Raw genomic sequence first — 22,937 nt, forward strand, 5'->3', positions numbered from 1 at the left:
ATGTCATCCGAGTCCGTCCCCCAGCGCGGCGCCGCGTCCGCTTCGCTGCACACCCTGCTGGATGCGGAGTGGCAGTACTCGCTCCAGCAGTACCCCACGTACGCGTCACTCCTGGGGGACCGGCGCTGGAACGACCGCTGGGATGACCTGAGCCTCACGGCGCTGGCGGCGGACCACCAGCACAGCCACGCCGTGCTGCGGCTGCTGAAGGACGTGGACCGCGCCGCGCTGGACAGCGACGCGGACCGGCTGCACCTGGACCTCTTCCGCCGGATGCACGAGACCTGGATTGAAGAGTACGGGGTGAAGAGCCACCTGCTGCCCTTGAACCAGCTGGGAGGCCTGCCGGAGGGGCTCAAGCAACCGCCGGGGCTCCAGACGGCGTACCAGCTCGCGGACACCCTGCGCTTCGAGACGGTGCGGGACTACGAGGACTGGGTGAAGCGGCTGGAGGGCTTCGGCGCCTACGCGGATCAGGTGGTGGCGCTGATGCGCGAGGGCATGCGCCAGCACCGCATCCACCCGCGCATCGTGCTCCAGCGCATCCCGCCGCAGCTGGAGCGGCAGGTGGTGAAGGATCCGACCGAGAGCGGCTTCCATGGTCCCTTCACCCGCATGCCGAAGGACTTCTCTCCCGAAGACGCGCGGAGGCTCTCGCAGGCGGGCCGAGACGCCATCGCGAACACCGTGGTGCCCGCGCTCAAGCGCGCCCTGGACTTCGTCACCACGGAGTACCTGCCCGCCGCGCCGGAAGACGTGGGCGTGTGGCAGTTCCCGGACGGCGAGGCGTTGTACACGGTGCTCACGCGCCGGCACACGACGACGCGCCTGACGCCCGAGGAGATCCACGCGACGGGGCTCGCGGAGGTCCAGCGGCTGCGCGCGGAGATGGACGCGGTGATGGCGCGCACGGGCTACACCGGCACGCTCCAGGGATTCTTCGAGATGCTGCGCACGGAGCCGCGCTTCTACGAGCCCACGGGCGAGTCGCTGCTCGCGCGCTACCGGGCGCTGGCCCGGCGCATCGACCCGCTGCTCCCGCGGCTGTTCCGGACGATGCCGAAGAAGGCCTACGTCGTCGAACCCATCCCGGAGGCCATGGCCCCGGACGTGACGACGGCCATCTACTTCCCGGCCGCCGCGGACGGCTCTCGCCCGGGCACCTTCCAGGTGAACCTCTACCGGCCGGAGACGCGGCCCATCTGGGAGATGGTGCCCCTGACGATGCACGAGGCCATGCCCGGCCACCACCTCGCGCTGGCCCTGGCCTCCGAGCAGCCCGACGTGCCGGACTTCCGCCGCTTCACGTCCTACGTGGCCTTCGATGAAGGCTGGGCGCTCTACAGCGAGTCGCTGGGCGACGAGCTGGGCCTGTACGACGACCCGTACGACAAGTTCGGCCAGCTCGCCTACGAGATGTGGCGCGCGGTGCGGCTGGTGGTGGACACCGGCCTGCACGCGAAGCGGTGGACGCGGAAGCAAGCGCTGGACTTCTTCATGGAGAACGCGCCGCGCCAGGAGCTGGACGTCACCAACGAGGTGGACCGCTACATCGCGTGGCCCGGCCAGGCGCTGGCGTACAAGGTCGGCCAGCTGCGGATCCGCGCGCTGCGGGACAAGGCGGAGGCCACGCTGGGGACGCGCTTCGACGTGAAGGCCTTCCACGACGTGGTGCTCCTGACCGGCTCCCTGCCGCTGGACGTGCTGGAGGCGAAGGTCGACGCGTGGGTGGCCCGGGAGTCCGCGTGAAGCGTCCGCTCGTCGCCGGGCTCCTGCTGGGAGGCGTGGCCCTGTTGGCGATGGCGGCCTGGGTCGCGGTGCGCAGCGCACGCTACATCTCCCAGGAGGTGCACCCGCCCCGGCAACCCGTGGGCAGTCCTCCCAAGGACGCGGAGCTCGCGGGCCTGCGCGACGTGGCGTTCCAGGACCGTGACGGCCTGAAGCTCAAGGGCTGGTACCTGCCGCCACGCGACGGGGCGCTCGTCGTCCTGGTCCATGGGCTGTCGGGCAACCGCACGCAGCTTCTGCCCGAGGCGCGGTTCCTGGCGAAGGCCGGGTACGGGCTGGTGCTCTTCGACCTGGGCGCGCACGGCGAGAGCGGCGGCACGGTGTCCACCTACGGCGACCGCGAGGCGGCCCAGGTGCGGGCGGCGGTGGACTTCGCCGCGCTCCAGCCAGAGGTGGATGCGAAGCGCATCGGCGCGCTCGGGTTCTCCCTGGGGGGCTACTCCGTGCTGAAGGCCGCGGCGGAGGATCCGCGCCTCAAGGCCGTCGTGGTCGAAGCCGCGGCGGTCGCCCCCGCGCAGGCGCTCCAGGATGAGCTGGGGCATTGGGGGCCCCTGGGCCTGTGGCCGGCGCTGGGGGTGATGAAGCGCGCGGGCGTGGACGTGAACGCCGTGCAGCCCGCGCGGCACATGGCCGCGCTCGCGGGCCGCCCCGTGCTGCTGGTGGCGGGCGAGTCGGATCCATGGGTGCCGGACGCGGCCCTGGAAAACCTGCTTCGCCAGGGTCAAGGCCCCTGGGAGAAGTGGCGCGTCCCGGGCGTGGGGCACGAAAGCTACGTCCAGGCCTCCCCCGAAGAATATCCACGCAGGGTGCTGGCGTTCTTCTCGCGCTTTCTCTGAATGTGGAGGTTGGGAAGCAGCCGAGGGGCCGGCTGGATGTAAGGAATCTGCCCAGGCGCGATCATTCCATTCCAGGCATGGCATGCTGCGCAGCCGGGTTGGCCCGTCTTTCTCATCCTCATCAATATCAAACGCTCGGAACCTGACGGTCGGATGGCCCGGGGGGATAAGTCCGTGGACGCAGCGCTCATGCAGACAGTGGTGGCGCGTTTCACCGCGCAGGCGTCCCGGACGCCCGACGCCGAAGCGGTCCGGTTCGAGGGAGCGGGGCTGACGTACGCGGCGCTGGACCGCCGCTCCAACCAGCTCGCCCACCATCTGCGCGGCCTGGGCGTCACCACGGAGGTGCTCGTGGGCGTGTGCCTGGAGCGTTCGGTGGAGATGGTGGTGGCGGTGCTGGCCGTGCTCAAGGCTGGCGGCGCATATCTGCCATTGGACCCGGCCTATCCCGCGCCACGTCTGGCTTTCATGTTGGAGGACGCGAAGGCGCCGGTGCTGCTCACCCAGGCGAAGCTCCGCGCTGGCCTGCCTGCCTTCGCGGGCCCGGTGCTGTGCCTGGATGAGTCCCCTGCCCTCTTCGCTCCGGAGGCTCCCGCCTCGCCGGTGGACGCCTCCAGCCTGGAGGGGCTGGCCTACGCCATCTACACGTCCGGCTCCACGGGCACGCCCAAGGGCGTGGCCATGGGACACCGGCCGCTCGCCAACCTCATCGCGTGGCAGCTGGAGCAGTCCATCGCGGGGCCGGGCACGCGCACGCTGCAGTTCTCCCCGCTGTCCTTCGACGTGTCGTTCCAGGAGCTGTTCGGCACCTGGTGCTCCGGCGGAACGCTGGTGCTGGTGCGGGACGCGCTGCGGCTGGACGCCGTGCTGCTGTTGCAGTTGCTGGCGGACGAGCGCGTGGAGCGGCTGTTCCTGCCCTTCATCGCGCTGCAGAACCTGGCGGAGATCGCCACCTCGCACCAGAAGGTGCCGCCCGCCCTGCGCGAGGTCGTCACCGCGGGCGAGCAGCTCCAGGTGACGCACCACCTGCGCGCGTTCTTCTCCGCGCTGCCGGGCTGCGCGCTGCATAACCACTACGGCCCGTCGGAGACGCACGTCGTCTCCAGCTACGTGCTCCGGGGCTCGCCCGACACGTGGCCCGCGCTGCCGCCCATCGGCAAGGCGGTGGACGGCTGCGAGCTGCTGGTGCTGGACGAGCAGAAGAAGCCCGTGCCGCAGGGCGAGTCCGGCGAGCTGTTCCTCGCGGGCCTGTGCCTGGCGAAGGGCTACCTGCACCGCGAGGCGCTGACGGCGGAGCGCTTCGTGCCGCACCCGCTCAAGCCCGGCACCGGCGAGCGCGCGTACAAGACGGGCGACCTGGCGCGCGTGCTGCCCGACGGCGACGTGGAGTTCCTGGGCCGCATCGACGGCCAGGTGAAGGTGCGCGGCTACCGCATCGAGCTGGGCGAGATTGAGGTCGCGCTGGGCAGCCACCCGGCGGTGAAGCAGGTGGCGGTGGTGGCGCGCGAGGACGTGCCCGGCGACAAGCGGCTGGTCGCCTACGTCGTCCCGGACGGCACGCTGGAGCACGCGGCCGGAGCGCTGCGGCGCCACCTGTCCACGCGGGTGCCGGACTACATGGTGCCCTCCGCGTTCGTGGTGATGGACGCGCTGCCGCGCACGCCCAGCGGCAAGATTGATCGCCGCGGCCTGCCCGCTCCGCTGCCCACGCGGCCGGAGTTGCAGCAGGTGTTCGTCGCGCCTCGCTCGCCGCTGGAGCGCACGCTCGCGGACGCGTGGGCGCAGCTGCTGCGCATCGACCGGGTGGGCGTGCACGACAGCTTCTTCGAGCTGGGTGGCAACTCGCTGCTCGCGCTCCAGTGCGTGGCGCGGCTGCGGCAGGCGCACGGGCTGGAGATCCCCATCGTCCAGCTGTTCCAGTCCCCCACGGTGGCGCAGCTGGCGGCGGTGCTGACGGGGGACGCGTCGCGGCCGTCGCTGCGACAGCAGGTGGAGTCGCGGCAGGCGAAGCAGCGGCAGGCGGGGGGCGGCGCGGAGCCGGTGGCCATCATCGGCATGGCGGGCCGCTTCCCGGGCGCGCCCGACCTCGAGACGTTCTGGAAGAACCTGGTGGGCGGCGTGGAGTCCGTCGCCACCTTCACGCGCGAGGAGGTGGACCCGTCCGTGCCCGCCGCCGAGCGCGACGCCCCCGAGTACGTGCGGGCGCGCGGCGTCCTGGACGGCGTGGAGCTGTTCGACGCGGCCTTCTTCGGCATCATGCCGAAGGAAGCGCAGGTGATGGATCCGCAGCAGCGCCTGTTCCTGGAGACGGCGTGGGAGGCGCTGGAGTCCGCCGGCTGCGTGCCGGAAGCCTACCCCGGCCTCATCGGCGTCTTCGCGGGCACGCACAACAACAGCTACGGGCCACTGCACGTGCAGCCCCGGCAGGACATCGTGGGCCGGGTGGGCGCCTTCCAGGCGATGGTGGCCAACGAGAAGGACTACGTGGCGACCCGCGTCGCGCACAAGCTGGACCTGCGCGGCCCCGCGCTGTCGCTCAACACCGCGTGCTCCACGTCGCTGGTCGCGGTGGCGCAAGCTTTCTGGGCGCTCCAGACGCATCAGTGCGACGTGGCGCTCGCGGGCGGCGCGTCCGTGACGGTGCCGCAGAAGTCCGGCCACCTGTACCAGGAGGGCGGCATGCTCTCCCAGGACGGGCACTGCCGCCCCTTCGACGCGCGGGCCACCGGCACCCTGTTCAGCGACGGCCTGGGCGCGGTGGTGCTCAAGCGCCTGTCGGACGCGCAGGCGGACGGCGACGTCATCCACGCGGTGCTACGCGGCGTGGGCCTCAACAACGACGGCGCGGCCAAGGTGAGCTTCGCGGCGCCGGGCGTGGAGGGACAGGCCACCGCCATCGCGACGGCGCACGCGAACGCGGGCATCGACCCTCGCACCATCCGCTACGTGGAGGCGCACGGGACGGCGACGCCGCTGGGAGACCCCATCGAAGTCGAGGCGCTGTCGCAGGCCTTCCGCGCGCACACGTCCGACACGGGCTTCTGCGCCATCGGGTCGGTGAAGAGCAACTTCGGCCACCTCACCGCCGCGGCGGGCGTGGCGGGCCTGTTGAAGACGGTGCTCTCGCTGAAGCACCGCGAGCTGCCGCCGACGCTGCACTTCCAGACGCCCAACCCGAAGATCGACTTCCCGCGCAGCCCCTTCTTCGTGCAGGCGAAGCGCTCCGCGTGGCCGGAGGGCACGGGCCCCCTGCGCGCGGGGGTGAGCTCGTTCGGCGTGGGCGGCACCAACGCGCACGTCGTGGTGGAGGAGGCCCCGGAGCGTCCGGCCTCCGGCCCGTCGAAGCCGCGACAGCTCCTCATGCTGTCGGCGAAGACGCCCGCGGCCGTGACGCAGGCGGCGCTGCGGCTGGCCGCGCACCTCCAGGCGCACCCGGAGGATTCGCTCGCGGACGTGGCGCACACGCTGGCCACGGGCCGCAAGGCGTTCCCGTTCCGCCGCGCCGTGGTGGCGGGCACGCATGAAGAAGCGGTGCGGGCGCTGACGGCCGCCGAGCCGGAGGCCTCCGGGCTGGAGTCCACGCCGCCGGTCGCGTTCCTCTTCCCGGGACAGGGCTCGCAGCACCCGGACATGGCGCACGGGCTGTACCGCCACGCGCCGGCCTTCCGCGCCACGGTGGATGCGTGCGCGGAGGTGCTCAAGCCGCTGCTTGGGCGCGACCTGCGCGAGGTGCTCTTCCCCAAGGACCCGGAGTCTCCCGAGGCCGCGGAGGCGCTGCGCCAGACGTCGTTCGCGCAGGCGGCGCTGTTCACGGTGGAGTACGCGCTCGCGCAGCTCTGGTGGAGCTGGGGCGTGCGGCCGGGCGCGCTCGTGGGCCACAGCGTGGGCGAGTTCGTCGCCGCGTGCCTCGCGGGCGTCTTCACGCTGGAGGACGCGCTGCACCTGGTGGCGAAGCGCGGCCAGCTGATGCAGGCGCAGGCGCCGGGCAGCATGCTGTCGGTGCGCCTGTCCGCGGAGGCCGTCGCGCCCCGGCTGACGGACGGGCTGGCCATCGCTTCGGACAACGGACCGCGCCTGTGCGTGGTGTCCGGGCCCACGGAGGCCGTGCAGCGGCTGCAGGCCGCGCTGGAGGCGGAGGGCACCGCGTGCCGGATGCTCCAGACGTCGCACGCGTTCCACTCGCCGATGATGGACGCCGCGGTGGCGCCCTTCCTGGAGACGCTGAAGGGCGTGCGCCTGTCCGAGCCGCGCATCCCCATCGTCTCCACCGCGACGGGCACGTGGTTGAAGGCCTCCGAGGCGACGTCCCCCGAGTACTGGGCGCGGCACCTGCGCGACACGGTCCGCTTCTCCCCCGCGCTGCGCACGCTCTGGGACCAGGGCGATGCCCTGCTGTTGGAGGTGGGCCCGCGCGTGACGCTCGCCACGCTGGCGCGGCAGCAGGCCACGGCCGACCAGCGCTCGCGGGTGTTCGCGTCCCTGGGCGAGTCCACCGGGGATGCCGCGGACTGGACGGCCCTCTTGACCGCCGCGGGCCAGCTCTGGCGCCGGGGCGTGGCCCTGGACTGGCGGGCCTTCCACGCCGACGAGCAGCGCCAGCGCGTCACCCTCCCCACGTATCCCTTCCAGCGGCAGCGCCACTGGATCGACCTCGAGCGGGCGTCCGTGCCCGCCCCCACTTCCTCCACCGGAGTCACTGTGAGTCCCGCCCCCGTTCCCCGTGCCGAGCGTCTCGTCCCCACCCTGCGCAACCTCTTCGAGGAGCTGAGCGGCCTGGAGCTGGCCGACGCGGATCCGGGCGCGAGCTTCCTGGAGCTGGGGCTCGACTCGCTGGTGCTCACGCAGGCGGCGCTCGCGGTGCAGAAGCAGTTCGGCGTGAAGGTGACGTTCCGGCAGCTGTTGGAAGAGGTCCCGTCGCTGGGACAGCTCGCCGCGTTCCTCGACGGCCGCATGCCGGCGGAGGCCGCGCCCGCCCCGGTCGCCGCCGCGCAGCTCACCGCGAACGTCCTCGGGCAGCCGCAGGTCGCCCCGTCCGCGGGCGCCGCGTTCCCGGCTCAGGCTGTTGGCGTTGCGGGTGGCGTCCCCGCGCAGGTTGCCTCCGCCGGTGCCGCGTTCCAGGCCCAGGCGATGGCCGCGCCCGCCGGGAGCCTCCAGGCGGTCGTCGCGCAGCAACTGTGGCTGATGACGCAGCAGCTCGCGCTTCTGTCCGGTCAGCCCGCGCAGGCCGTGGCCCCGCAGGCGTTCGCTCCGGCTCCCGCCGCGCAGCCGCAGCCCGTGCAGGCCCAGGCCGAGCAGGTTCCCCCCGCGCAGCCGCAGGCCGCCGCGCCCGCTCCGGCCGCCGCGCCGGATGAGGCCGACCTCAAGGGCCCGGTGAAGTACGACGTGAAGAAGGCCTTCGGCGCCATCGCGCGCATCAGCCTGGCGCCGAAGGACGCGCTCACGCCCCGCCAGCAGACCTTCCTGGAGGACTTCACCCGCCGCTACAACACGAAGACGCAGGGCTCCAAGCGCTACGCCCAGGAGAACCGCGGCCAGCTGTCGGATCCGCGCGTCGTCACGGGCTTCCGCCCGCTGCTCAAGGAGCTCATCTACCCGCTGACCGTGAACCGCTCCAAGGGCTCCAAGCTCTGGGACGTGGACGGCAACGAGTACCTGGACGCGCTCAACGGCTTCGGCTCCGTGATGTTCGGCCACGCGCCGGACTTCATCACCCAGGCCGTGCACCAGCAGGTGAACGACGGCTACGAACTGGGGCCCATGCACCCGCTGGCCGGAGAGGTCGCGAAGCTCGTCTGTGAGTTCACCGGCGCGGACCGCGCGGCGCTCTGCAACACCGGCTCCGAGGCGGTGATGGGCGCGATGCGCATCGCCCGCACCGTCACCGGCCGCAGCACCATCGCCATCTTCAGCGGCAGCTACCACGGCATCTTCGACGAGGTGCTGGTGCGCGGCACCAAGAGCCTGCGCACCGTGCCGGCCGCCCCGGGCATCATGGCGGGCGCGGTGCAGGACGTGCTGGTGCTGGACTACGGCACGCCGGAGTCGCTCGAAATCCTGCGCGCCCGCGCGGACTCGCTGGCCGCCATCATGGTGGAGCCCGTGCAGAGCCGCCGCCCGGACTTCCAGCCGCGCGAGTTCCTGCACCAGCTGCGCGACCTCACCCAGAAGTCCGGCTCCGTCTACATCTTCGACGAGGTCATCACCGGCTTCCGCATGCACCCGGGCGGCGCCCAGGCCCTCTTCGGCGTGCAGGCGGACGTGGCCACCTACGGCAAGGTCGTGGGCGGCGGCATGCCCATTGGCGTCATCGCGGGCAAGCGCCCGTTCATGGACGCGCTGGACGGCGGCCACTGGCAGTTCGGCGACGACTCCGTGCCCACGGTGGGCGTGACGTACTTCGCGGGCACCTTCGTGCGCCACCCGCTGGCGCTCGTCGCCGCGAAGGCCGCGCTGGAGCACATGAAGGCCGCGGGCCCGGAGCTCCAGAAGAGCGTGAGCGCCAAGGCGGACACGCTCGCCAGCACGCTCAACGCGTTCTTCGACGAGGTGGGCGCCCCGCTGCGCATCAAGCACTTCGGGTCGCTGTGGAAGACGTTCGTCACGTCGGACGTGGCCAACGCGGACCTGTTGTTCTGCCTGCTGCGCGACAAGGGCATCCACATCTGGGATGGCTTCCCGTGCTTCTTCACCACGGCGCACTCGGACGCGGACGTGCAGCGCCTCATCACCGCGTTCCAGGACAGCGTCACGGAGCTGCAGGACGCGGGCTTCCTGCCCGGCACGGCCCGTCCCCAGCCGCAGGCCCCCTCCGCCTTTGATTCCAACCAGCCGCCCGTCCCCGGCGCCCGCCTGGGGCGTGATCCGCAGGGCAACCCCGCCTGGTTCGTCCCGCACCCCACGGTGCCCGGCAAGTTCGTCAAGCTGAGCGAGACCCGATGAAGACCCCCGCGACCCCGATTCAGGACCTGCCCGACGACTTCGACCCGTTCGCCGGGCCCGCGCTGCTGCTCACCGCGCCGTCCACCGAGCCCCAGCGCGAGGTGTGGACCGGCGTGCAGATGGGCCCGGACGCGTCGTGCGCCTTCAACGAGTCCATGTCCGTGCGGCTGCACGGCCCGCTCGACGTCGAGTGCCTGCGCGCCGCGCTCCAGGACCTGAGCGAGCGGCACGAAGCGCTGCGCACCACGTTCAGCGCGGATGGCCTCACGCTGTGCGTGGCCGCCTCCACGCCCTTCCCGCTGGAGGTCCTCGCGCTGGACGCGCTGCCGCCCTCCGAGCGCGACGCCCGCGTCCGGGAGCTCGTGGCCCAGGAGGTGGAGACGCCGCTGCCCCTGGAGGCCGGGCCGCTCCTGCGTCCGCGCCTGGCGCGGCTGTCCGCGCAAGAGCACCTGCTGACGCTGACCGCGCACCACATCGTGTGCGACGGCTGGTCCATGGCGGTGATGCTGCGCGACCTGGCGACGTTCTATTCGGCGCACGTGCGGCGCGCCCCGCACACGCTGCCGCCCGCGCCCACGTTCAGCGACTACGCCCGCGCGCAGGCCCAGTTGGCCACGACGCCGGAGTACGCCGAGCACGAGCGCTACTGGCTGAAGCAGTTCTCCGGCTCGCTGCCAGTGCTGGAGCTGCCGTTGGACCGGCGCCGCCCGCCGTCCAAGACGTACAGCTCCCGGCGTGAGGACTACGCCCTGGAGCCCGCGCTCGTGGAGCAGCTCAAGCGCGTGGGCGCGAAGCACGGCGGCAGCTTCTTCACCACGCTGCTGGCGGGCTTCAAGGCGCTGCTGCACCGGCTGACGGGGTTGGAGGACGTGGTGGTGGCCATCCCCGCCGCGGGTCAGTCCGTGGCCGGGCTGAAGGACCTGGTGGGCCACTGCGTGAACTCGCTGCCCCTGCGCAGCAACGTCTCCGCGGAGGCGCCCTTCACGCAGGTGCTCAAGCAGCTGCGCACCACGATGCTCGATGCCTACGAGCACCAGGAGTACACGTTCGGCACGCTGCTCAAGCAGTTGGCGCTGCCGCGCGACCCCAGCCGGCTGCCGCTGGTCAACGTGCTGTTCAACGTGGACCAGGCCGTCACGGGCGAGCAGTTGGAGTTCCAGGGCCTCACCTGCACCCTGGCGAGCAACCCGCGCCACTACGAGAACTTCGACCTCTTCATCAACGCGGCCGAGGCCCATGGCCGCGTGGTGCTGGAGTGCCAGTACAACACCGACCTCTTCGACGGCTCCACGGTTCGCCGCTGGATGGCGTGTTACGAAGAATTGCTGCGGGGCGTGGTCGCCGATGTGGAAGCGCCCGTGTCGCGCCTGCCGCTCTTGCCCGCCGCGGAGAAGCAGCGCGTCCTCGTGGACTGGAACGCCACGGAGAAGCCGTTCGACCGGAGCGCCTTCGTCCACACGCTCGTGGCCGCGCAAGCCCAGGCCACGCCTGACGCGGTGGCCCTGCGCGCGGGGGACGTGACGCTCACGTACCAGCAGCTGATCCAGCGCGCCCACCAGGTGGCGAACGCGCTGAAGCAGGAGGGCGTCGCGGCGGGGAGCCTCGTCGGCCTCTTCACGAATCGCGGCGCGGACATGGTGGTGGGCCTGCTGGGCATCCTGGAGGCCGGCGCGGGATACGTCCCGCTCGACCCCGGCTTCCCGCCGGAGCGTCTGGCCTTCATGGTCGAGGACGCGAAGCTCTCCACCATCCTCACGCAGCAGTCCCTGGTGGCGTCCCTGCCCTCCACGAGCGTGAAGCCCCTGCTCATCGAGGACACGGCCTCGCAGCCTGAGTCCGCGCTGCCTGCGCAGGACATCTCGCCCGAAGCCGTGGCGTACGTCATCTACACGTCGGGTTCGACGGGCAAGCCCAAGGGTGTGCGTGTCCCGCATCGCGCGGTGGTGAACTTCCTGGGCACCATGCAGGAAGCGCCCAGCCTCTCTGCTCAAGACGTCCTGCTGGCCGTCACCACGCTCTCCTTCGACATCGCCGTGCTGGAGCTGCTGCTGCCCCTCACCACCGGTGCCCAGGTGGTGCTCGCCTCGCGTGACACGGCTTCCGACGGGGCGCTGCTCAAGGCCGCGCTGGAGTCCAACGCCGTCACCGTCATGCAGGCCACGCCTTCCACCTGGCGCCTGTTGCTGGAGGCCGGCTGGCAGCCGCGCCCTGGCTTCAAGGCCCTTGTTGGTGGCGAGGCGCTTCCGCGTGAGCTGGCCGAGGCGCTGCTCGCCCGCGTCGGCAGCCTGTGGAACATGTACGGCCCCACGGAGACCACCGTCTGGTCCACCACCTGGCGCGTGCAGCCGCCCCTCTCCTCCATCCGCATCGGCCGCCCCATCGCCAACACCCAGCTCTACCTCCTGGATGCGCACCTGGCCCCCGTGCCGGTGGGCGTCGCGGGCGAGCTGTACATCGGCGGCGACGGCGTGACGCTGGGCTACCTCCACCGTCCGGAGCTGACGCAGGAGCGCTTCCTGCCCAACCCCTTCCGTGCCGGCGAGCGCATGTACCGCACGGGCGATTTGGCCCGCTGGCTGGCCGACGGCACCGTGGAGTACCTGGGCCGCAATGACTCGCAGGTGAAGCTGCGTGGCTTCCGCATCGAGCTGGGCGAAGTCGAGGCGGCGCTGGCCTCGCATCCGTCCCTCGCCCAGGCCGTGGCCCTCGTGCGCGAGGACCGGCCCGGTGACCGCCGTCTTGTGGCGTACCTCATCGCGCGGCCCGGCCAGACGATTCCGGCGGACGAAGCCCTGCGCGCGCACCTCAAGCAGGGGCTGCCGGAGTACATGGTGCCGCAGCACTTCGTGGCCCTGCCCGCGCTGCCGCTCACGCCGAACGGCAAGGTGGACCGCAAGGCCCTGCCCTCGCCGCAGGTGGAGTCGCAGGAGGACGCCTTCGTCGCGCCTCGCGACGAGACGGAGCAGAAGCTCGCGGCCATCTTCGCGGACGTGCTGGGGCTGCGTCGGGTGAGCGTCACGGCGGACTTCTTCCGTCTGGGCGGCCACTCGTTGCTGGCGTCGCAGGCCCTCACGCGCGCGAGCCGGGACCTGGACGTCAGCCTCACGCTGCGCCGCATGTTCGAAGCGCCCACCGTGGAGAAGCTGGCCCGGCTGGTGCGCGGCGACGACGGGGCCGCGAGCCCCGCGCAGCGCATCTCCGCCCGCGCCGGCACCGCGCCCGCGCCGCTGTCCCTCATGCAGCAGCGGCTGTGGTTCCTGGAGCAGCTCAACCCGGGCACGGCCGTCTACAACCTGCCCTCCGCGTTCCGCCTCCACGGCGCGCTGGACGTGGGCGCGCTGCGCTTCAGCTTCAACAAGCTGCTGGAGCGCCAGTCGTCCCTGCGCACCTTCGTGCGGTGGGACGAGGGCACGCCGGTGCAGCACGTGGCCCCGTCCCTGACGGTGGAGCTGGAGCCGGTGGACCTGGAGTCCGTCCCCGCGAACACGCGCGAGGAGGACCTGCTGCGCCGCCTCCAGGCGCTGGCGGACGAGTCCATCCCCATCACCGCCGCGCCGCTGTTCCGGCTGACGCTGTTCCGGCTGGGCGCCAACGAGCACGTCCTCTTCTTCATGCCCCATCACCTCATCTGGGATGGGTGGTCGTTCGACGTGTTCCTGCGCGAGCTGGACATCATCTACTCCGCGCTCACCAAGGGTCAGGAGCCCAAGCTCCCCACCCTGCCCATCCAGTACGCGGACTTCACCGAGTGGCACCGCGCCTGGCTCCAGGGAGAGGAACTAGAGCGTCAGGCGCGCTACTGGAAGGGCAAGCTCTCCGGGAACCTGCCCGCGCTGGAGCTGCCCACGGACAAGCCGCGCCCCGCGCAGATGAGCCTCAAGGGCGGCACGGAGCCCTTCGTGCTCACTGGCGCGGAGGTGGACGCCCTCACGAAGCTGGGCCGCGAGTCCAACGCGACGCTGTACATGGTGCTGCTCACGGCGTTCAAGACGCTGCTGCACCGCTACAGCGGCCAGGAGGACCTGGTCGTGGGCACGCCCATCCGGGGCCGCTCGCATCCGGAGGTCGAGGACCTGCTGGGCTTCTTCGTCAACACGCTCGTCCTGCGCACGCAGCTGGCGCCGGAGCAGACGTTCCGGCAGATGCTGGAGCGCGTGCGCACCACGTGCATGGAGGCCTTCGGCCACCAGGACATGCCCATCGAGTTGCTGATGCAGCAACTGGGGGTGCAGCGCGACCTGAGCCGCACGCCGCTGTTCCAGACGTTCTTCACCTTCCAGGACGTGCGCAACCGTGGCTCCAGCCTGGGTGACCTCACCTACGGTCAGGTGCACGTGCACGCGCACGCGACGCCGCTGGACCTGAGCTTCTGGGTGAAGGAGACGGCGAACGGCATCGTCGGCGGCATGGACTACAACACCGACCTGTTCGAGCGGGACACCGTCGTCCGCATGCTCGAGCAGATCCGCACGCTGCTGCGCGCCGCGGTGTCCGACGCGGAGGTGCCGGTGTCGCGCATGCCGCTGCTTCCCGAAACGGAGAAGCAGCGCGTGCTGGTGGACTGGAACGCCACGGAGAAGCCGTTCGACCGGAGCGCCTTCGTCCACACGCTCGTCGCCGCGCAGGCCCAGGCCACGCCCGACGCGGTGGCCCTGCGCTCCGGCGCCGTGACGCTCACGTACCAGCAGTTGATCCAGCGCGCCCACCAGGTGGCGAACGCGCTGAAGCAGGAGGGCGTCACCGCCGGGAGCCTCGTCGGTCTCTTCACCGAGCGAGGTCCGGACATGGTGGTGGGCCTCCTGGGCATCCTCGAAGCGGGCGCCGGTTACGTCCCGCTCGACCCCGGCTTCCCGCCCGAGCGGCTGGCCTTCATGGTCGAGGACGCGCAGCTCTCGCTCGTGCTCACCCAGCGCGCGCTCCAGAGCACCCTGCCCTCCACCACGGCGAAGTCGCTCTTCGTCGAGGACACCACGTCGCAGGCGGACACGGCCCCCGAGGCGCCCAGCGTCACACCCGAAGCCGTGGCGTACGTCATCTACACGTCGGGTTCGACGGGCAAGCCCAAGGGCGTGCGCGTGCCGCACCGCGCGGTGGTGAACTTCCTGGGCACCATGCAGGAGGCGCCCAGCCTCTCTGCTCAAGACGTGCTGCTGGCCGTCACCACGCTCTCCTTCGACATCGCCGTGCTGGAGCTGCTGCTGCCGCTCACCACCGGTGCCCAGGTGGTGCTCGCCTCGCGTGACACGGCTTCCGACGGGGCGCTGCTCAAGGCCGCGCTGGAGTCCAACGCCGTCACCGTCATGCAGGCCACGCCTTCCACCTGGCGCCTCCTGCTGGAGGCCGGCTGGCAGCCGCTCCCCGGCTTCAAGGCCCTCGTCGGTGGCGAGGCGCTTCCGCGTGAGCTGGCCGAGGCGCTGCTCGCCCGCGTCGGCAGCCTGTGGAACATGTACGGCCCCACGGAGACCACCGTCTGGTCCACCACCTGGCGCGTGCAGCCTCCCCTCTCCTCCATCCGCATCGGCCGGCCCATCGCCAACACCCAGCTCTACCTCCTGGATGCGCACCTGGCCCCCGTGCCGGTGGGCGTCGCGGGCGAGCTGTACATCGGCGGCGACGGCGTGACGCTGGGCTACCTCCACCGTCCGGAGCTGACGCAGGAGCGCTTCCTGCCCAACCCCTTCCGTGCCGGCGAGCGCATGTACCGCACGGGCGATTTGGCCCGCTGGCTGGCCGACGGCACCGTGGAGTACCTGGGCCGCAATGACTCGCAGGTGAAGCTGCGTGGCTTCCGCATCGAGCTGGGCGAAGTCGAGGCGGCGCTGGCCTCGCATCCGTCCCTCGCCCAGGCCGTGGCCCTCGTTCGCGAGGACCGGCCCGGTGACCGCCGTCTTGTGGCGTACCTGGTGACGAAGCCGGGACAGGCCTACACGGACACGGAGCTGCGCAAGCACCTGCGTTCTCAGCTGCCGCAGTACATGGTGCCGCAGCACTTCGTGGAGCTGGAGTCGCTGCCGCTCACGCCGAACGGCAAGGTGGACCGCAAGGCCCTGCCGCCTCCGGCGGGCACCACGCGCCCCGCCGAGGACGCCTTCGTCGCGCCGCGCACGCCGACGGAGCAGCACCTGGCGCGCATCTGGCGGGAGGTGCTCGGCATCGCGCAGGTGGGCGTGCACGACAACTTCTTCAACATCGGCGGGCACTCGCTCCTGTCGTTCCAGGTCGTGATGCGCGTCAAGAAGGAGCTGAACCAGGAGCTGCACCCGCGCACGCTCCTGCTCAACACGCTGGAGCAGGTGGCCTCGCAGCTGACGCCCGTGGCGGCGGCGCCCACGCCCACCGTCAGGACGCAGCCCGTCACGCAGACAAAGACTGCCGCCCCGGAGACTTCTGTTCCCCTGGCGCAACGCTTGTTCAATAAGCTGAAGGGGAAACTGCCGGGGCGCTCGGACTGAGCGGCCCTTGAGGAGAATGGTCAGACCGTGACGCCCTGCTTCTTCGGCACCTCCGAAAGACAGCTCTTTGGCATGCACCACCCCGCGCAGGGCGCCGAGCGCTCCACCGGGGTGGTGCTCTGCTATCCCGCCGCGCAGGAGTACATGTTGACGCACTGGGCCTTCCGGCAGCTGGCCGGGATGCTCGCGCGCGAGGGCTTCCACGTCTTCCGCTTCGACTACTACGGCACCGGCGACTCGGCCGGTGAGGTCCACGAGGGCCGCGTGGCCACGTGGGTCCAGGACATCCGCGGCGCCGTCAATGAATTGCAGGACCTGACGGGCGTGCAGCGCGTGGCGCTCGTGGGCCTGCGGCTGGGCGCGGCGCTCGCGGTGCGCGCCGCCGTGGAGGGGCTGTCCACCGCCGCGCTCGTGCTCTGGGAGCCCCTGGTGGAGGGCGAGGCCTGGCTCCAGGAGCTGGAGCTGCTCCAGGCGCGGCGGGACACCCGCACCCTCTATCCTCGTCCCGAGAGCCCGCTGGAGGTGCGCGAGGAGCTGCTCGGCTTCCCGTTCCCGCGCGCCCTTCGCGACGACATCCTCGCGCTGGACCTGGCCGCGCTGCCCGCGTGGCCCTCCACGCGCACGCACCTGGTGGCCAGCGCCCAGAAGCCCCAATACCAGCGGCTCCAGGAGCGCCTGGAGAAGACGGGCCTGCCCTTCCAGCACCACCTGGTGCCCGAGGAGGGCGCGGGCGGCCAGGAGTCCGCGCTCCTGTCCAACCGCATCCTGCAGACCATCACCACGCTCCTGAAGGAGGCCGCGTGATGCGCGAGCGCATCTGTACCTTCGGCCCCGAGCAGAGCCTCGTGGGCATCCTCACGGAACCGGATCCGGCGAAGGTCCTGCCGGAGGCGCCCACGGTGGTGCTGTCCAACGTGGGCCTCAACCACCACGTGGGGCCGTACCGGCTGTGGGTGGAGCTGGCGCGCCAGCTGGCGGGGCGCGGGTTCAGCACGCTGCGCTTCGACTTGTCCGGCCTGGGCGACAGCCGCCCGCGCCGGGAGGGCGGCGCCGACGAGTTCCAGCGCGCCCGCGAGGAGACGCGCGCGGCGCTCGACTACCTGGAGCAGAAGAAGGGCCAGAAGCGCTTCGTGCTGATGGGCCTGTGCTCCGGCGTGGACAGCGCGCACGCGGTGACGGTGGAGGATCCGCGCGTGGTGGGCGCGGCCTTCATCGACGGGTACACGTACCGCACGATGGGCTACCACCTGCGCTTCCAGCTGCGCTACCTGAGCCCCCGCCGGTGGACGCGCTTCCTGCGCAAGCGCAAGCTGCCCGCCCAGTTGCGCGAGGCCGGCGAGGCCGACGAGGTCTACACCCGCGAGTACCCGGAGCGCGCGCGGCTGGTGCGGGACTACAAGTGCCTGCTGGAGCGCGGCGTCAGCCTGTGCTTCGTGTTCTCCGGAGGCATGGGGCTGTCCTTCAACCACGAGGGCCAGTTCTACGAGATGCTCTCGCCGCTGAAGCTGGAGGGCCGCGTCACCTACGCCTTCTACCCGCGCGCGGACCACCTCTTCTCCGTGCCGGAGGACCGCGCGGAGCTCATGCGCAAGCTCACCGCCTGGGCCGTGGGTACGGTGCCTCCGCGCGCGCTGGCGGGCTGACGGCCGCCTGCCCGCACGGCAGGCGGGGACACGGCTCCAGGCCGGGTGTGCGTCAAGCGCTTGTTTCCCACCCGACGGTCGCCACCTTCGAAGCACACACGTTCTTCGAAGGAGAGCCACCCATGAAGCTCCCCCTGATGGCAGCACTGGCAACTCTCGCCCTCTCCGGTCAGGCGTTCGCGCAGAGCCACACCGACCATGAGACTCCGCCCATGCAGGAGCCGTCCACGGACGCGCCCCAGGACAGCGCCCAGCGCTGGGACAAGGCCACGGGCGGCTCGGGCGCCGCCTCGGAGGACCTCCAGTCCGCGGACGAGGTCGATGACAACGCCGTGGACGCGGACCGCGTCGATGAAGGCGTGGGCGGCTCCGGCTCCACCGAGCAGGGGAGCAACAGCACCAGCGACCACTCGGCCGCCGCCGAGCCGGGCGCCCCGAACTCGGGCACTCCGGGCAACAAGGGGGCGAAGATGGAAGTGACGCCGCCGGCCTGGGACCAGAACAAGAAGATGGGCAGCTCCGCCAGCCCCACCACGGGCACCCCGCCGGTGGAAGGCAGCGCGGGCAACTAGCGCACGCCCCGCTTCGACAGACATCGCAATGGCAGACGTGGACGGGCTTCGTGCAAGCGAAACCCGTCCATACCCATTGTGGGGGACAGACCCCCGGGCCTTCCGACCGCTAAGTCCCTGCACGGACCGGTTGGAAGGAGGCCCGTGGGATGAACCTTACCGCGCACGAACAGGGGCTCGTGCTCGAGCTGACCCAGGCACTCGCCAGCTCACTGGATTTGACGGAGGTCCTGGCGCGCGCGCAGGGAGTCCTCACGCGACTCCTGCCCTGTGACTACGCGGCGCTCTGTGTGTCCAGGCCGGAGCGGCCCGGGGACTACGAGTGGATGGGGTTGGGGGCCCCGGGCATCCTCTTCGCGCACTACCCGGAGCTGGCCTCGGACCTGGTGTCGCGCAAGGAATTGAAGCGCCATCTGCTCTACCTGCGCTGCCGGGAGATGGGACTGCCCCTGGAGCACGTGCTGGCGGTGCTCCTGGACTTGAGCGAGGGCTGGCACGGCGGCTTCACGCTGTACCGCGAGCACGCCCTGCCCTTCTCCGAACGGGAGCAGGCCCTGCTGGAGGACCTGACGCCCTACCTGGCGAACACGGTGCGCAACTGCCGGCTGTTCGGACACGAGTCGACGCGGGGAGACCTGCTGGACGCCCTCTTCCGTCAGCAGGGCGCCGAGTGCGTCGTGATGGATCCACCGGAGCACGAGAAGCTGAGGACCCCGGGAGCGACGGAGCTCTTGCGGCGATGGTATCCGGAGGAGCTGAAGGCGGATGATTCGCGCCTGCCCCAGGAGCTGCGCGACCACCTGGCGCGACTCCAGGCCGTGGGAACGAAGCGTCCCCCGGGCATGGACACGTGGACATGCTCCGGAGCGAAGCACGACCTGAAGGTGACGTTCGTGGAGCTGCCCGAGCAGCGCGGCCACCAGCCCTGGGGACTGGTGTTGCAGGAGTGCACACGGGCCCTCCCGATACCGGAGCCCTGGCGCCAGAAGCTCTCCCCGCGGGAGGTGGAGGTGGTCCAGGGGGTCCTCAGCAACTGGACCAACGAGCTCATCGCCGAGGACCTGGGCCTGACGCTCAACACGGTGAAGACCCACCTGCGCAACATCTTCCCCAAGCTGGGCATCGAGAGCCGCACGGACCTCCTCTACCAGGCCGCCCGGAGGCAGAAGCCGGGCTGAGGAGGTCCGGGCGCGCGCTCACGGCTCCCGGAAGAACTTCGGGAACAGGGTGCGCGTCGTGCGGGCGGAGAGGAGCAGCGCGGCCTGCTCCTCCGGGGACGTGAGCTTGCGCAGCTCCGCCTCCAGGTCCGCCACGTGGTCCCCGTCCGCGGCGCCGTGGCCGCGCAGGAAGAGGACGGCCTTGTGGATGTTGGGGATGCCGCTCTCCGCGATGAGCCGATCCACGGAGCCCGGAGCCCGGTTCACGGACAGGTACTCCAGCACGTACGCCGTGCCCAGGAACGCGGTGGGCACGCCCGACTGCGTGGTGAAGCGGTTCCACTCCACGTAGGCGCGCACGGCGGGGCAGATGGACGCGCGCTCCACGCGCTCCTCCGTCCAGCCCAGGGCCTTCAGGTCCTTGAGCAGCCACTGCTCATGGCCCTTCTCCTCGCGCGCCTTCTGGAACAGCAGCTCCGCGAGCGCGGGGTTCCCGCCCTCGCGCTGGGTGCGCTCGCCGGACTCGGTGAAGAAGCCCTCGCTCCAGCGCACGTACTGATACGTCTGGATGAGGTAGTGGACGTAGTCGTCCTGGCGGATGCGCCCCTCGAAGAGGCGCCGGACGCCCGGCGTCGTGTCCAGCTCATGCACGAGCATCCGCGCCTCGTGCCGCAGGGAGTCCAGCCAGTCCGTCTTCGCCGTCTGCTCATGCCTGGGCTGCTTGCACATACACGTCTCCTGACAGGGGCCCTTGGAAGGCCCGGTGGGTGTTGCGTTGAGGGTGAAGGGGGAAGAAAGGAGCGCGCCGGCCTGGGTCAGGCGGCGTCGGCGTCCAGCGAGTCGAAGAGGTTCAGCGTCCGCCGCGGGATGGCATCCAGCGCGGCGACGAGCGGCACGGTGAAGCGGTTGAAGGCGGGATCGAAGTGCGGCGGCGCGATGAAGCGCGCGCCCATCTTGTCCGCGAACAGCGACAGCACGGGCGGCATGCGCAGCTCGTCGAGCCCCCCCTCACGGGCCTGGGCGCGCTCCTCCGGGGTGAGCCGGGCGGCCAGCGGCTCCACGGGCGGCGGGGGAAACTCCCGGGTCCGCACGCGGAAGCCGTTGCTCAGCCAGCCCCGGCGCGCGGCGGCCAGGAAGTAGAGGTCCGCCTCCTCCTGGCTGTCCGTCTCCATGTTGGCCGCGGCGATCCAGTGGGTGACGCCGCGCCGGCGGCTCTCGCGGTACAGGCCGGCCTGGAGGCGCAGCACGGCGGAGTTCCGGTAGCTCCGGGTGACGCAGTAGCGCGTGGTCTCCGCGAACACGCGGCCCGGCGCGACGAGCTCCGACAGGTCGAGCTTCTTCTCGATGTCCAGGCCCACGACCGTGTCCGCGAAGGCCGCCACCTCCGCGTTGGGCGTCAAGAGCCGCGCGGTGGCCACCGGCTCTTCGCCCGCGTAGACGACGACGTGGGAGGTGGTGCGGAGCGTGTCGAAGCAGTCCGCTTCGCGCGGGGCCCGGGGCCGCTTGGGCCCCAGCATCCGCATCTCCTCGCCAAAAACCCGGTAACGGACGCGGAGCGCGTCATCCAGTTCGCGCTGCGCTGTGGCGACACGGCAACTCAATGAAGACATGGCGGGTCTCATTTCCACGGTGCTTGCCGGACTTGTGTGTCCGGCCCCGACCTTTCATTCGCCGCTGCTCGGCCGAGTGCGCTCGCGGGTTGTCTTTTTTCGCTGAGCCCGGCCAACCGCCCGCCACCTCCGCCCGCCCCACCCCGTGGCGCATGGCCCATGTCCCCGGAAATGGCTCACCTTGGACAGACGCTGGAGGAGGACACCATGACCGAGCAGACGCCCGAGGCCCCGGGAGCCCCTTCCGAACGCAAGCTCCACAAGCTCAGCCCCTTCGAGCTGAAGGACGAGCTCCTTCAGGTCGCGGACGAGGCCGTGAAGACCCGCGAGGCCGTGATGCTCAACGCGGGCCGGGGCAACCCCAACTGGATCGCCACCACGCCGCGCGAGGCCTTCTTCCTCCTGGGCCAGTTCGCGCTCGCGGAGAGCCGGCGGGCGTGGGACGTCCCCGAGGTGGGGCTCGCGGGCATGCCCCGCTCCCCGGGCATCGCCCGGCGCCTGCAAGACTTCCTGGAGGCGAGCGATGACGAGCCCGCCGTGGAGTTGTTGCGCGGCGCGCTGACGTACGGGGTGCACACGCTGGGCTTCAACCCGGACCGGTTCGTCTGGGAGCTCACGGACGCCGTCATTGGAGACAACTATCCGGTGCCGGACCGGATGCTCGCCCACGGTGAGCGCATCGTGCAGGAGTACCTGGCGCAGGAGCTGTTCACGGGGCGGCCGCCCTCCGGCCGCTTCGACCTGTTCGCGGTGGAGGGTGGCACCGCCGCGATGACCTACCTCTTCCACTCGCTGATGGCGAACGGCCTCTTGCGAAAGGGAGACACCATCGCGCTGGGCGCGCCCATCTTCACGCCCTACCTGGAGATTCCGCGCCTGGAGGAGTTCAGCCTGCGCACGGTGGACATCTTTCAGAGCGCCACCACGAAGGACGGCCTTCACACCTGGCAGTACCCGGACGCGGAGCTGCGCAAGCTGGAGGACCCGCGCGTCAAGGCGTTCTTCGTCGTCAACCCGTCCAACCCGGGCGCGGTGGCGATGCGCAAGGAGTCCGTCCACAAGCTGGTGGAGTTGGTGCGCAAGCGCCGGCCGGACCTGTTGATCATCACCGATGATGTCTACGGCACGTTCGTCAACGGCTTCCGCTCACTGGCCGCGGACCTGCCGCGCAACACGCTGCTGGTGTACTCGTACTCCAAGCACTTCGGCTGCACGGGCTGGCGGTTGGGCGTGGTGGCGCTCCACGAGGACAACATCCTGGATGAGGCGCTGGCGAAGCAGCCCGCGTCGGAGCGCGCACGGTTGGAGGCGCGGTATGGCGCCATCTCGATGCACCCGGGGCGGCTGAAGTTCATCGACCGGATGGTGGCGGACAGCCGGGCCGTGGCGTTGAACCACACCGCGGGCCTGTCACTGCCGCAGCAGCTCCAGATGACGTTGTTCTCGCTGTTCGCGTTGTTGGACAAGGACGGGGCCTACAAGAAGTACTGCCAGCGCATCTGCCAGGACCGGCTCCGGGACCTGTTCGAAGGCTTGGACATCCCGCTGCTCGAGGACCCGCTGCGCACGGCCTACTACCAGACGCTCGACCTGGAAGCCTGGTGCCGCGAGCACATTGGCGAGGACTTCGTCCGCTTCATCGAGGACCACCACGACCCGCTGGAGCTCGTCTTCACGCTGGCCCGGCGCTACGGCGTGGTGCTGCTCAATGGAAGCGGCTTCGACGGACCTCCCTGGTCGGCCCGTGTGTCATTGGCGAATCTGGAGGATGACGCGTATCCACGGATTGGCCGGGAACTCCGGGATGAAGTGCTTCGCGCCCTGGATGCGTGGAAGAAGGCCCGAGGCGAACCGCCTCCTGGCGCGACGCATTGAAACACGGCGCAACGAGATGAAACGGACCCTGGTCTCTCTGAAAGGAGACCAGGGTCTTTTTCGAT

General features: G+C 70.9%; 11 protein-coding genes. 9 read left to right on the forward strand and 2 right to left on the reverse strand.

What is annotated here, in order from left to right:
• The 8 genes from JYJ93_RS28935 (at nucleotide 1) to JYJ93_RS28970 (ending at nucleotide 19,408) form a co-directional block, all read left to right on the forward strand.
• A complete protein-coding gene (locus JYJ93_RS28935) occupies nucleotides 1-1,749 on the forward strand; it encodes a DUF885 domain-containing protein (RefSeq protein WP_206797639.1) in 1,749 nt (582 codons plus the stop codon).
• Nucleotides 1,746-2,624, forward strand: a complete 879-nt coding sequence (locus JYJ93_RS28940; protein WP_206797641.1) for an alpha/beta fold hydrolase — start codon at nucleotides 1,746-1,748, stop codon at nucleotides 2,622-2,624. The genes JYJ93_RS28935 and JYJ93_RS28940 overlap by 4 nt, the downstream gene beginning before the upstream one ends.
• Before the next feature lie 174 nt (nucleotides 2,625-2,798).
• Nucleotides 2,799-9,563, forward strand: a complete 6,765-nt coding sequence (locus JYJ93_RS28945; RefSeq protein ID WP_206797643.1) for a polyketide synthase — start codon at nucleotides 2,799-2,801, stop codon at nucleotides 9,561-9,563.
• Complete coding sequence (locus JYJ93_RS28950) at nucleotides 9,560-16,015, forward strand: non-ribosomal peptide synthetase (protein ID WP_206797651.1); 6,456 nt, start codon at nucleotides 9,560-9,562, stop codon at nucleotides 16,013-16,015. The genes JYJ93_RS28945 and JYJ93_RS28950 overlap by 4 nt, the downstream gene beginning before the upstream one ends.
• 27 nt (nucleotides 16,016-16,042) lie before the next feature.
• Entirely contained in the window at nucleotides 16,043-16,819 is a 777-nt protein-coding gene (locus JYJ93_RS28955) for an alpha/beta fold hydrolase (protein ID WP_206797652.1), read from the forward strand.
• Nucleotides 16,819-17,658 (forward strand): alpha/beta fold hydrolase, encoded by an 840-nt coding sequence (locus tag JYJ93_RS28960; protein ID WP_206797654.1) that lies wholly within the window; start codon nucleotides 16,819-16,821, stop codon nucleotides 17,656-17,658. Before JYJ93_RS28955 ends, JYJ93_RS28960 begins: the two co-directional genes overlap by 1 nt.
• A gap of 122 nt (nucleotides 17,659-17,780) precedes the next feature.
• Nucleotides 17,781-18,230: a hypothetical protein gene (locus JYJ93_RS28965; RefSeq protein ID WP_206797656.1), complete on the forward strand. Its 450-nt coding sequence runs from the start codon at nucleotides 17,781-17,783 to the stop codon at nucleotides 18,228-18,230.
• Nucleotides 18,231-18,379: 149 nt separating this feature from the next.
• A complete protein-coding gene (locus tag JYJ93_RS28970) occupies nucleotides 18,380-19,408 on the forward strand; it encodes a helix-turn-helix transcriptional regulator (RefSeq protein WP_206797658.1) in 1,029 nt (342 codons plus the stop codon).
• Between the two features lie 18 nt (nucleotides 19,409-19,426).
• On the opposite strand, the gene JYJ93_RS28975 is transcribed toward JYJ93_RS28970, so the two are convergent.
• Together JYJ93_RS28975 and JYJ93_RS28980 are read right to left on the reverse strand one after the other, a co-directional pair.
• Nucleotides 19,427-20,116, reverse strand: a complete 690-nt coding sequence (locus JYJ93_RS28975) for an iron-containing redox enzyme family protein (protein ID WP_206797660.1) — start codon at nucleotides 20,114-20,116, stop codon at nucleotides 19,427-19,429.
• Between the two features lie 86 nt (nucleotides 20,117-20,202).
• Nucleotides 20,203-20,997 (reverse strand): GNAT family N-acetyltransferase, encoded by a 795-nt coding sequence (locus JYJ93_RS28980; protein ID WP_206797662.1) that lies wholly within the window; start codon nucleotides 20,995-20,997, stop codon nucleotides 20,203-20,205.
• 207 nt (nucleotides 20,998-21,204) lie between these two features.
• Between JYJ93_RS28980 and JYJ93_RS28985 the strand changes: the two genes are divergently transcribed.
• A complete protein-coding gene (locus tag JYJ93_RS28985; RefSeq protein WP_206797664.1) occupies nucleotides 21,205-22,872 on the forward strand; it encodes a bifunctional aspartate transaminase/aspartate 4-decarboxylase in 1,668 nt (555 codons plus the stop codon).
• Nucleotides 22,873-22,937: the final 65 nt, after the last annotated feature.

Source organism: Corallococcus sp. NCSPR001 (assembly GCF_017309135.1).
In the GTDB taxonomy this organism is placed as follows: Bacteria; Myxococcota; Myxococcia; order Myxococcales; family Myxococcaceae; genus Corallococcus.